An 11594-nucleotide genomic window follows, 5' to 3' on the forward strand; every position below is an offset into this window, starting at 1 on the left:
CGTTGGGGACGGAGGAAAACGGATCATTTAGAACTGGCAAGAGCATGGTTTGATCGCGTGATCCATCCCGGTCCGGTGGCTGCCGATTCGGTGCGGTTCGAAAGGGTTATTCGGCGGCATGGTGACCGGTGGTACTCTTGTATCCGTTTGAAATCGAGCGAAGGAGTGCCGCTATGGAGCAATCGAGCCTGTTTGGTGACGGCGTGGACATCGATACCGAAACGCCCGCGAGCACGGATACCGCTGCGCCGGCCGATGCCCGTGCCCAGGCGGCAGCGCGTGCGGCCGAGCTGCGCCACGAGCTCGACTACCACGCCTATCGCTACTACATGCTCGACGCGCCCGAGATCACGGACGCCGCCTTTGACAAAATGCTTGTTGAGCTCCAGCAGATCGAGGCGACCTACCCCGATTTGGTAACGCCCGACAGCTACACCCAACGCGTGGGTGGGTACGTGAGCGAGCAGTTTACGCCGGTCACGCATATGGCGCGCATGTATTCCATGGACGATGCCATGGATCTGGACGAACTTGACGCGTGGCTCCAGCGCGCCGAGGATGCGCTCGGTGCCGGCAGCGTCACCTATACCTGTGAGCTTAAGATCGACGGTCTGGGCGTGGCGCTTACCTACCAAAACGGCACCTTTGTGCGCGCCGCCACGCGCGGTGACGGCACCACGGGTGAGGATGTGTCGCTCAACGTGCGTACCATCAAGGATGTGCCCATGCATCTGTCCGAGGCAGCGCTCGCCCACATGGGCGCCGACCGTGAGCGTACCATCGAGGTGCGCGGCGAGGTCTACATGCCTAAGGGCAGCTTTGTTCGTCTAAATGAAGAGGCCGATGCCGAGGGGCGCGACCCCTTCGCCAACCCGCGCAACGCTGCCGCCGGCAGCCTGCGTCAGAAGGATCCCAAGATCACGGCGCGCCGCGACCTGGCCACCTTTATCTACGCCATCGCCGATACCGACCCGCTGCACGTCCACAGCCAGCGCGAGTTTCTGGACTGGCTGCGCAGTGCCGGCTTTAGCGTCAACCCCAACGTGGCCCGTTGTGCTACGCCGGCCGAGGTCCACGAGTTCTGTGCCAAGGCGCTCGAGCACCGCGGCGACCTGGATTACGATATCGACGGCGTGGTCGTAAAGGTTGACAGCTTCCAGCAGCAGCTCGACCTGGGCTTTACCGCCCGCGCACCACGCTGGGCCATTGCCTTTAAGTTCCCGCCCGAGGAAAAGCAGACCGTCCTGCGCGTGATTCGCATCCAGGTGGGTCGCACCGGTGTGCTCACGCCGGTCGCCGAGTTCGACCCGGTGACGGTTGCCGGCTCCACCATCGCGCGCGCCACGCTGCACAACATCGACGAGATCCGTCGCAAAAACGTGCGCGAGGGCGACACCATCATCGTGCACAAGGCGGGTGACGTGATCCCCGAGGTCGTGGGCCCGGTGCTCGATAAGCGCCCGGCCGATTCGGTTGACTGGCACATGCCCGAGGCCTGCCCCGTGTGCGGCAGCCCCGTGGTTCACGAGGATGGCGAGGTTGCCTACCGCTGCGTCTCCATCGATTGCCCCGCACAGCTCAAGGAGCGCCTGCTCCACTGGGTGAGCCGCGGCTGCATGGACGTCGACGGCCTGGGCGATGAGATCGTCGACAAGATGATCGCCGCCGGCCTGATCCATGATGTCGCGGACTTCTACCAGCTTACGGTGGACGATATCGCCGGCCTGGACACGGGCCGCACCTATGCCAGCTCCAACAGCAAAAAGGGCGTCAAGAAGGGCGACCCCATTCCGGTAGGCCTCAAGACGGCCGAGAAAATCATCGCCGAGCTCAACAAGTCCAAGAGCCAGCCGCTCGGTCGCGTGCTGTTTGCCCTGGGCATCCGCCACGTGGGCAAGAGCGTGGGCGAGGTCATCGCCGAGCGATTCCTGTCGATTGACAAGCTCATCTTGGCGAGCGAAGAGGATATTGCCGAGTGCGAGGGCATCGGTCCCAAGATTGCGGCGAGCGTCAAGCAGTTCCTGGCCGTGCCCGAGAACCTTGCCGTGCTGGAGCGCCTGCGCCAGGCGGGCCTGCCGCTCGAGGTTGACCTAGGCGCCGCTCATGCGCAGGCCGCAGCCAACGCTGGCGTGGCGGGTGAGCTTGCTGACGCACAGCCGCTTGCGGGTCTGACCTTCGTGCTCACCGGCACGCTCGTCAACCGCACCCGCGACGAGGCGGGTGCGGCGCTCAAGGTGCTCGGCGCCAAGGTTTCGGGCAGCGTGTCAAAGAAGACAAGCTATCTGGTCGCCGGCCCCAAAGCGGGCTCCAAGCTCACCAAAGCCGAGCAGCTGGGTGTGCCCGTGCTGGACGAGGACGCACTCGAGCAGATTTTAGCTACCGGTGAGGTGCCCCAGGCTTAAGGCACCGATAACCAAATTGAGAAACCTCCCGGAAAGTTCGATGCTTTCTGGGAGGTTTTTATTTGGGTGCGGTGACGGGCACCGTGATCTGCGTCATGTAGGTTGCTGAGGGTGATCCTGCGGACCGGTGCCGTCCCGGAGCGATAAGAGATTCATGCAGAGCAGAGGGGCCCATAATGGTTGATTGCCTCCATTGTGGTGATTTTTATACACGTTAACATTAACATTAACGTGTATACTAAGCAGTGAAGATATATGTTGAGAGGAGCCGCTATGGTTACCGTCGCGTTTTCGGAACTGCGCCAAAACCTTACGCAGGTGGCCGAAAAGGTTGCCAATGAGGGCGAGGAGGTTGTGGTCTTCAAGCGGAGCAAACCGTTGTTCAAGATCGTGCCACTCGACTATAAAAGCCCAGTTGCGGTGGAATATGACGCTGCTCAGGAGCGTGGGGTCGCAAAGCCGGCGCGCGACGCGGGCAGGCCCAAGCGCGATGTGGGTACGATGTGGCATCCCAAGATCACCTGGAAGGAGATTCGCGAAATGCTCGCGGAGGATGAGGACTACCAGGAGTATCTCGATATCGTGGCCAAAATGCCAAAAGGAACGCCGCTCGATACGATGACGGTTGAAGATGAAAAGCGCGTCGCGAGGGAGCGCTACCTATGAGAGCATTTCTCGATACCAATTTTCTGCTCGATTGCGTGCTTTCGGGTCGGCCGGAGCATGGGGCGGCGCAAACCATCAAGGGGCTTGTTGACGTGGGGCTTATCGAGGGCGTTGTTTCGGCCTGCTCTCTCAAGGACGCGTATTACATTCTCACTAAACAGGCCGGCGAGGCGCGCGCCCGCGATGTGGTGCGCGACTGCCTTAAGAGCTACTCGCCAGAGCCTCTCGACCAAGAAGCTTGTTTTACCTCTGCCTATTCCGATGAGCCGGACTTTGAGGACGGCTGTATCCGTGCGATGGCCGAGCGTGCCGGCGTGGACTTTATCATCACGCGCGATCGAGCCGCTTTTGTGCGCTCGACCATCAAGACCTTCTCGCCCGCAGAGTTCATCCGGGCGTTTCCGATTCCGGAGGAGTAAAACCACCACGCCGGGGCGTGTCCCCGACGTTTAGCGAGCTTGTTGGGAGGCTCTCGGCCCAGTGACTGTTACAAAAAACGGCTATAGCAAATTTGTCGTACTTCGATCCGAGGACTACGAGCTCATGGTTCAGGAACAGGCTAAGGCTCGTCTGATGGCTCGTATAGCTGTGGCCGAACGGGAGCGTGCTGCTGGCACGGCACGTGATGCCTTTGAGACTCTCGATGACCTTGAGACAAAATATGACCTATAACGTTAAGATTCTGCCTACAGCTGAACGTTTTCTAGGCAGTTCTTATTTGGACGGAGCGACCGGCACCGTGATCTGCGTCACGTAGGTTGTGGGATCATCGCTGATGATGTCGTCGATGAGGGCGATCTCGCGCGAGGGGCCGGCGGGCGTCAGGTTGTGTTCGTGCATGTAGCCGAGCAGCTGCTCGTAACGTGGGACTGCTTGCCCATGTGTACCGCGGAAGCTTAGGGTCAGGCAGCGCGCGGCAGGTCGCGTCTCGACATCGCCCAGGTAATCATCGGTGTCATCGAGCAGCAGAAAGACCTCGTCGTAGCCATCAAAATCGCCGGCGGCCAGACGCTCGGCGCTGATCCCGACGCCCAGATTGCCCAGATAGGCAAAAGTTTCGTGCTGTCCCTGCTGAAGCTGGCGGATATGCCATCCCAGCGAATAGGCGTCGGTGGGATTGACGCGCTCGTGCAGCGTGGCGCAGCGAAGTTCGGGTTCCTCGATTTCGCTAATGGTGTCGAGATCGGCATTCAAAGCGCCACGAAGCAAGGCAAGCCGCTGGTCAATCTTGCGCGACATGCGCTCCAACTCACGCCGCCTGTGCTCAATTAACTCCTGCTGCTTGGTCAGTTGCCGTTGCATCAAATCCATATCGCGCGTAGTGGCAAACTCGCGAATTTGCGTCAACGGCAGGTCGAGAACGCGCAGGTTGCCGATGGTGTTGAGGGTGGAGAGCTGCCGCGATCCGTAGTAGCGGTACCCACTTGCCGGATCGACATATGCCGGCTCCAACAGCCCCATCTGCTCGTAATGGCGCAGCGTGCCCACGCTCAAATTGAGCAAGCGCGCCACCTCGCCAATGCGGAGCAGGCCCTCGGTGTGTTCACTTGGCATGTCGGTCACAGGACCGCTCCTTTCGGTAAAAACAGGGGAGAGGCGCTAGGCATGTGTCGCCTCGCTACGCCAACAGCTTGTCAAAAGCCCCGCGCCGGTTGAGCACGGTAAACGCGATAACACAGATGACTGCCGACAGAATCGACCCGCACGGAGAGGCGATGCCCATGGGGAACAGCGTGTCGGAATAGGCGTTCGACAGCAGCCATGCGCCGGGCACGCGAATGAGCACCACGGCCAGCACGTTGTGCGCAAAGCCGATGTAGCTCTTGCCGTATGCAGCGAAAAAGCCGCTAAAGCAAATGTGGATGCCGGCAAAGATTGCGTCGAAAATATAACTGTGCATATAGCCGGTACCGGCCGCGACCACCGCGGGGTCCTTGGCAAAAAAGCCGATAAACGCCGGCGCCACCAGCCACATCAGCACCGTGATCAGACAGCCGTACACCACCGAGATGGTCATGGCGTCCCTGAGTACCTGACGCGCGCGGTCGCCCTTGCCCGCGCCGGCGTTTTGCGCCGTGAGCGCGCTGACGGTAGCGCCCATGGAACTCGGCACGATAAACAAAAAGCTGATCATCTTTTCGACCAGGCCCACGGCGGCGGCGTCGACCAGGCCGCGATGGTTGGCGATGACGGTGATAAACATAAACGCCACCTGGATGCAGCCGTCCTGCACGGCCACGGGCACGCCGATCTTAAGGATGCTACCGAGCACTTCGGGCTGGGGGCGCAGGTCGCTGCGCTTGAGGTGAATGTGCGTACGGCGGCTCTTGAGCCACACGAGCGCGAGGGCCACGCTCGCCGTCTGCGCGATGACCGTGCCGAGCGCCGCGCCCACGGGACCAAGCCCCATGTGACCGATAAACAGAAAGTCGAGCGCGATGTTGATGATGCACGCCACGCCAATCACGTACATGGGCGAGCGTGAATCGCCCAGGCCGCGAAAGATGGCAGAGAGGATGTTGTACGCGGCGATAAACGGAATGCCGACAAAGCAGATGCGCAGGTAGGCGGCGGTGGCTTCGACCGCTTCGGCCGGCGTGCCAATGAGTGCCACGATCTGCGGGCACAGTGCGAGCAGGACAGCGGCCAGTACCACCGAGACGCCCATAAACAGCGTGATGGTGTTGCCGATGGCGGTCTCGGCGCGGTCGAAGCGGCGTGAGCCCACGGCGTGGCCGACGATGACCGTCGTTCCCATGGCCAGGCCCACGAGCGTCACGGTAATGATATAGAGCGTCTGCGCGCCGTTGCCCACGGCGGTGATGCCGGCGGCGCCGCTAAACTGCCCCATCATGTACAGGTCGGCCATGCCGTAGAGCATCTGCAAAAAGTACGAGAGCATATAGGGCAGGGCAAAGACCGCGATGGTCTTGAGGACATTTCCGCGTGTGAGGTCGTGTTCCATGGTCGGGGCACTTTCTGGCTTGGGTCGTTTACGTACCAGTGTAGTGAAAACCCTACAACGATTGTAGAGTCAAGGTTTGTGTTGGCGGCGGGGCGAAAAAAGTTGCGTGCGTAGGCATGCCTCATTGAATATGGACGGCCGAGCCAGATCGTGTTTGCGCTTGGAAATGCCGTTCACCTGCGTCGTGTCGTACACATGTCGACCCATTCCTCCCGTGCGGTACTATATTCCCCGAAGAATAAAGACCGGCGTGAGGGGAGGGCTGCGTGGACGGGCACGTGCAACATGACGGCTTTGGTCGCGATATCAACTACCTGCGCATTGCCGTTACCGACAAGTGCAATTTCCGCTGCATTTACTGCATGCCGGCCGATGGCGTGGCACCCCGCGCGCACGACGAGCTGCTCAGTGCCGAGGAAATCGCCCGCTTTGTGCGCTTGGTGGCGGGGGAGGGCATTCGCCGCGTGCGCCTGACGGGCGGCGAGCCGCTGGTCAGTCGCCGTATCATCCCGCTCATTCGCGACATCCGCGCGATTCCGCGGATCGAGGATATCTCGCTTACCACCAACGGCGCCCTGCTGCCTAAGCTGGCACCGCAGCTCAAAGATGCCGGGCTTAACCGCGTCAACATTTCGCTCGACACACTTGACCCCGCGCTGTTTGGAAAGATCACGCGCCTGGGTCGACTCGAGCAGACCATGGCTGGCATCGACGCGGCGCTGGCTTGGGGCTTTGAGCCCGTTAAGGTCAACTGCGTTGTTGTGCGCCGGCTCAACCAGGATGTGGCGGCCCTCGCACGACTGACCGTCGACCGCCCCATCCACCTGCGCTTTATCGAATACATGCCCATCGGCGACGAGCGCACGAGCTCGCATTGCGCCGTGGACCCTCACGCACCCACGCTCAACCCCGAGTTGTGGGATGCGAGCGACAGCGTGCCGAGCGACGAGCTGCGGGCGCGCGTCAATGCCGGGGCCGCCGCGATGGGTCTGGGCGAGCTCGAACCGCTTGACATCACCGACGCTCCTGCCGGCGCGGGCCCCGCGCGCTATTGGCGCTTTCCGGGCGCGGCGGGAACGGTCGGCTTCATCAGCGCCATGTCCAACCATTTTTGCGCGAGCTGCAACCGCCTGCGCCTGACGGCCGATGGCAACGTGCGTCCGTGCCTGTTCAGCGATGCCGAGTATTCGGTGCGCGAGGCGTTGCGCCGTGGTGATGATATGCAGGTACTTTCGATTTGGCGCGATGCTGTGGCCCACAAACCGCAGGAACACGCGATAATTGAGGGCACGCAACGATTTATGTCCCAAATCGGAGGATGATCATATGGCCAAGAGCAGGTACGCCGATGCCACCAAGGCCGCTCGCAGGGCCGCGATGTCTGCCCATAAAGCCACGGCTGCTGCCAGCAACACCGCTGGGTCCGCGGCGGTACAGCCGTCCGCCGGCACTGTTGCCGAGCCCGCCCGCGACGCCCGCCGCGACGAGCTGACGCACGTGGATGCCAAGGGCGAGGTGCGCATGGTTGACGTGTCCGACAAGGCCGAGACCCATCGCATTGCCATCGCCGAGGGCACGATTCTTATGCACCCCGAGACGCAGGCCATGGTGCTGCAGGATGGCGCTAAAAAGGGCGACGTGCTCGCTTGCGCACGCGTTGCGGGCATCATGGCCATCAAACGTACGAGTGACATCATCCCCATGTGCCATCCGTTGCTCATTACCAAGAGTAAGTGCGATATCGAGCCTATCGCGCCGGCGGGGACGCCTGCCGAGGACGTGCCCGAGGGCTGGGCGCCGCCGCGCGCGGACGGGCAGGTTGGCTTTCATGTGTTGGTCACGGCGGGCGTGACGGGCAAGACGGGTATTGAGATGGAGGCCCTGACCGGCGCGAGTGCCGCGTGCCTCACGATCTATGACATGTGCAAGGCGGTCGACCGCGGTATGGAGATCGTCGACGTGCGCCTGCTGCACAAGGAGGGCGGCCGCTCGGGCGTGTGGGATCGCGCAGGGCGTCAGGCCGCTGCTGTTGAAGCCGTGGCCGCTGACGGTGCCGCGCCCGCGAGCGCATCCGTCGCCGTCGCGCCCGCAGCTCCGACACCGGCCGTCCCCGCGATCGCGTTTATCGGCTACCAAAACTCGGGCAAGACCACGCTCGTCGAGAAGGTCATTGCCGAGCTCACCCGTCGCGGTCTGCGCGTGGGTTCGCTCAAGCATCATGGGCATCATGGCTTTGATATCGATGTGCCCGCTAAGGACACCTGGCGCCATCACCAGGCCGGATCCAAGCACGTGGGCCTCATCTGCGCCACGCGTTGGGCGGAGTACGCCGACACGCGCGAGGAGAACGAGATGACCGCGCGCGAGCTGCTGTCGCGCTACAACGATGTCGACGTGGTGATCATCGAGGGCTACAAGACCGAGGGCTTCGACAACATCGTCGTCGCGCGATCTGGTGTCGACCGTCTACGCGGCAAGAGCTCGCTCGACCTGGTCGACGGTCACACGCTGGCCCTTGCCTGCAACGAGGCCCTGGCACGCCAGGCCTTCGACGCCGGCTTTGCGACCCGAGCCATCAACATCAACGACGCTCGAGCCATCTGCGACCTTATCCAAGATCACCTTTAAGGCTTGACGCTGCGCTGTCATAACGTGCCAAAAAGGGACAGGTTTATTTTGGCAGGTTTTATCTGGGCAAACGTCATTCCACCACAAAGGGGACAGGCACCTTTGTGGTGGTTTTTGCTTTGGTAGATTATCGGGACATGCCTTACAATCTACCAAGTAGTTCATGACGGGCGAAAAACGGAGAAAAGGGGCTCGATGCGTCCTTAATGTTTCATGCGGATAGATTGATTTGACAGACGGTGGCGAATGCCCACCGCCCGTATTCGTATGAAACAAGGAGTCTCCATGCTCGCATCTCTTTTCTCAAAGCCTCAATCGTCGCTGTCCGTGCAGGCCAAGCGCCTGGTGGCAATGCGCTTCCTCATCTACACCGGTTTTCAGACCAGCTAGTTTATCGGCGTCATCGGAACGCTCACCTATGCAGACGATGCCTCAGTCGTGGCGACATCGCTGGCCGTCCTGTTTATGAATGTATTTGTGATCCTGGGGTCCTTTGCGGGCGGCGCGGCGCTCGACGCCTGGGGTCCGCGCCGCCATTTCTTGCTGAGCATCATCGGCGCTCTCGCAACTGGCGCGGCAATCATCGCCTTTGGTAGCGCGACCGGCGTCGTCCTGCTCGGCGCGGTGTTTCTGGGCTTTACGATGGGATTCGCCCAGCCCATCGCCACGTCCTATCCGGCCTACCTCACCGACGATCCTGTCGAGCTCAAAGACATCAACTCCGCCATCGCCATGTTTTCAAACGTGAGTATCATCGTTGGCCCCACGCTGGGCGGCTTTGTCGCGGCGGCTGCGTCGTCGCGCGCGGTGTTCGTGCTTATGATGCTCTTTACCGTGCTGGCGTTCGTCGTCGGTTGGGGCTTTAGGCCGCAGACCAGCCATATCGCCGGGCATGCGGATACCGATTCGACAGAGGAAGGGGAGCGTGCGGGACGAAGCTCCAACCCTAGCACGTCCGCCCGCGCCACCTTCGCAGCCAGCATCAAGACGGTCTTCACCAACAGCGTCCTCGCGCTACTTTTCTGCATCATTTTTCTTTCGAACTTTGGCTACGGTGCCTTCGATCCGCTCGAGTCGTTTTTCTATCGCGATGTTCTGCACGTTGGCGTTGAGTGGATGGGCTGGCTCTCGTCTGCCTGCGGTGTCGGCGCGGTGCTGGGTGCCGTGCTCGCGCTCCGCTTGCCGCCGCACCTGGTCAACCTTAAAACGCTGCTCGTGGCGCTTATGTCCGTGGGCCTGGGAAGTCTGCTCTATGTGTGGACACCGTACGTGGGCGTGGCCCTTGTCGGCCAGATCGCCCTGGGTATAGCTTGGGGTGTCGTCAACCCGCTCCACAACACCATTGTGCAGACGACGGCTCCGCTCGAGCAGCTTGGTCGCGTCAATTCGGTCATGGGCTTTGGCAATATGTTCGCTGGTGTGGCCCCTCTGGCGATTGCCCCGTGGCTGGCGGCAACATTTGGCGTACAACGGACACTCGTGGGGGCAGGCATGGTCGTGACGGCGGTTCCCGCGGCACTGCTGCTGTTTGGACGCAATCACTTGGAACGTGCCGTAAAGCAGTAAGAAACCATCACAACATTCGGTAAAAATCGCGATTCTGCCGAAAAACGTCGAATGTTGTGATGGTTTGGCCCGTAGACGCCGCGATCACCACAAAGGGGCCAGGCGCCTTTGTGGTGGTTTTTGCTTTGACAGGCCGCGCCTGCGCCTTGGTATACCATGTACACCATTTCTGACCTCATCCAGCACCGCCGCACAACCCAGAAAGGCCCCCATGGACACCACCTTCAGCCATATCAAAGCCGTGTTCTGCGATATCGACGGCACACTGCTCACGAGCCAGCACACGGTGTCCCCGCGCACCGTGGCGGCGATCCGCGCCCTGCGCGAGCGCGGTGTGCTCTTTGGCCTGTGCACCGGGCGCGACGCCCACGCGACCGAGGCCATGTACGAGCTCTGGGGCATCGAAGGCCTGGTGGACGTGCTGGTGGGCTGCGGTGGCGCCGAGGTCATCGACCGCGCGCACGACATCAACGAGCTGAGCTATCCGCTGCCGGGCGAGACCATCGCGCGCATCTGCAAGCACATGGCGGACCTTCCGGCAACACCCGTCTGCCCCCGAGACGGCGTGTTCTACGTGCCCGAGAGCAACGCGTGCGTCGAGCACCTGTCGCGCGTCGACGGCGTGCCCTACCAGGTGGTTGATTTTGCCGAGTTCTTGCGCGAGCCGCAGCCCAAGGTGATGTTTACCATGGCGCCCGAGGTGATGCCGCGGGTGATTGAACGGGCGTCGACGTTTGCAGATAACACTGTTAAGGCGGCGGCCCTGCAGACCACGCAGCGGCTCTACGAGTTCATGGATCCGCGCGTGTCCAAGACGCGCGGCCTTGGGCGCGTGGCGGAGCTCAGCGATATGGAGCTCCAGGACATCTGCGTGTTTGGCGATGCGGACAACGACACCTGCATGGTGGCCGACGCCGGCGTGGGCGTGGCTATGGCAAACGGCAGCGACGCCACCCGTACCGCCGCGGACTTTGTAACCGCGAGCAACGACGAGGACGGCATCGCGATCTTTATCGAGGAACATCTGCTGTAGTGCCGGGGCAGAATCACCACAAAGGGGACGGGCACCTTCGTGGTGGCCTCAGGCGATTTGGGCGAGTTGATGCCTACAATCTGCGCGCAAATTCAAATTTGGTTGTCTGAACATTACGCTTCCAACCACCGATGGGCTAAAGATATTCTCATCAGCTTGGCAGGGTATTACTCCCGGTAAATGACCTACCGCTCATGGTCGATTTTCGACTGTTTACAGGATGTTTACTCTTGAGCAAAATGTTGTGCAAATAAATCTAATGCCATTAAAAAATTATTGACAACTATATTACCAGCAGAAACAAAAAATAGATAGCGAATAAACGAAGGTAAAT

The 11594-nt window shown here is 61.1% G+C and carries 10 protein-coding genes and 1 pseudogene; 9 read left to right on the forward strand and 2 right to left on the reverse strand.

Annotation, left to right across the window (positions count from 1 at the left end; genetic code table 11):
- The first annotated feature begins 173 nt into the window (after positions 1–173).
- The 4 genes from ligA (at position 174) to OGM60_02015 (ending at position 3740) form a co-directional block, all read left to right on the forward strand.
- The gene (gene ligA / locus OGM60_02000) at positions 174–2402 is read left to right on the forward strand and encodes an NAD-dependent DNA ligase LigA (protein UYI99586.1); all 2229 of its coding nucleotides are present in this window, start codon (positions 174–176) and stop codon (positions 2400–2402) included.
- Positions 2403–2675: 273 nt separating this feature from the next.
- The gene (locus OGM60_02005; GenBank protein UYI99587.1) at positions 2676–3068 is read left to right on the forward strand and encodes a type II toxin-antitoxin system prevent-host-death family antitoxin; all 393 of its coding nucleotides are present in this window, start codon (positions 2676–2678) and stop codon (positions 3066–3068) included.
- A complete protein-coding gene (locus OGM60_02010) occupies positions 3065–3487 on the forward strand; it encodes a PIN domain-containing protein (GenBank protein ID UYI99588.1) in 423 nt (140 codons plus the stop codon). The genes OGM60_02005 and OGM60_02010 overlap by 4 nt, the downstream gene beginning before the upstream one ends.
- A 61-nt stretch (positions 3488–3548) precedes the next feature.
- Positions 3549–3740: a type II toxin-antitoxin system Phd/YefM family antitoxin gene (locus OGM60_02015; GenBank protein ID UYI99589.1), complete on the forward strand. Its 192-nt coding sequence runs from the start codon at positions 3549–3551 to the stop codon at positions 3738–3740.
- 42 nt (positions 3741–3782) lie between these two features.
- Here OGM60_02015 and OGM60_02020 read toward each other — a convergent pair whose 3' ends face one another.
- Both OGM60_02020 and OGM60_02025 read right to left on the reverse strand, forming a co-directional pair.
- Positions 3783–4622, reverse strand: coding sequence for a MerR family transcriptional regulator (locus OGM60_02020; protein UYJ00140.1), 840 nt, complete (start codon positions 4620–4622; stop codon positions 3783–3785).
- Between the two features lie 64 nt (positions 4623–4686).
- A complete protein-coding gene (locus OGM60_02025; GenBank protein ID UYI99590.1) occupies positions 4687–6033 on the reverse strand; it encodes an MATE family efflux transporter in 1347 nt (448 codons plus the stop codon).
- 266 nt (positions 6034–6299) lie between these two features.
- Here OGM60_02025 and moaA point away from each other — a divergent pair, with 266 nt between their 5' ends.
- The 5 genes and pseudogenes from moaA (at position 6300) to OGM60_02050 (ending at position 11260) form a co-directional block, all read left to right on the forward strand.
- Positions 6300–7355 carry a GTP 3',8-cyclase MoaA gene (moaA, locus tag OGM60_02030; protein ID UYI99591.1) on the forward strand — a complete coding sequence of 352 codons (1056 nt, stop codon included), beginning with the start codon at positions 6300–6302 and terminating at the stop codon, positions 7353–7355.
- Positions 7356–7554: 199 nt separating this feature from the next.
- Positions 7555–8028, forward strand: a pseudogene (locus OGM60_02035) (cyclic pyranopterin monophosphate synthase MoaC).
- A gap of 42 nt (positions 8029–8070) precedes the next feature.
- Complete coding sequence (gene mobB, locus OGM60_02040; protein ID UYJ00141.1) at positions 8071–8661, forward strand: molybdopterin-guanine dinucleotide biosynthesis protein B; 591 nt, start codon at positions 8071–8073, stop codon at positions 8659–8661.
- A 402-nt stretch (positions 8662–9063) separates the two neighbouring features.
- On the forward strand, positions 9064–10227 hold the full coding sequence (locus OGM60_02045) for an MFS transporter (protein UYJ00142.1): 1164 nt from the start codon (positions 9064–9066) through the stop codon (positions 10225–10227).
- A 211-nt stretch (positions 10228–10438) separates the two neighbouring features.
- Complete coding sequence (locus OGM60_02050) at positions 10439–11260, forward strand: Cof-type HAD-IIB family hydrolase (protein UYI99592.1); 822 nt, start codon at positions 10439–10441, stop codon at positions 11258–11260.
- Positions 11261–11594 lie beyond the last annotated feature (334 nt).

Source organism: Coriobacteriaceae bacterium (genome assembly GCA_025757745.1).
In the GTDB taxonomy this organism is placed as follows: Bacteria; Actinomycetota; Coriobacteriia; order Coriobacteriales; family Coriobacteriaceae; genus Collinsella.

Coding starts and splice junctions, on each gene's coding strand:
- ligA (UYI99586.1), top strand. CDS start 174: ATGGAGCAATCGAGCCTGTTTGGTGACGGCGTGGACATCGATACCGAA.
- OGM60_02005 (UYI99587.1), top strand. CDS start 2,676: ATGGTTACCGTCGCGTTTTCGGAACTGCGCCAAAACCTTACGCAGGTG.
- OGM60_02010 (UYI99588.1), top strand. CDS start 3,065: ATGAGAGCATTTCTCGATACCAATTTTCTGCTCGATTGCGTGCTTTCG.
- OGM60_02020 (UYJ00140.1), bottom strand. CDS start 4,622: ATGCCAAGTGAACACACCGAGGGCCTGCTCCGCATTGGCGAGGTGGCG.
- OGM60_02025 (UYI99590.1), bottom strand. CDS start 6,033: ATGGAACACGACCTCACACGCGGAAATGTCCTCAAGACCATCGCGGTC.
- OGM60_02050 (UYI99592.1), top strand. CDS start 10,439: ATGGACACCACCTTCAGCCATATCAAAGCCGTGTTCTGCGATATCGAC.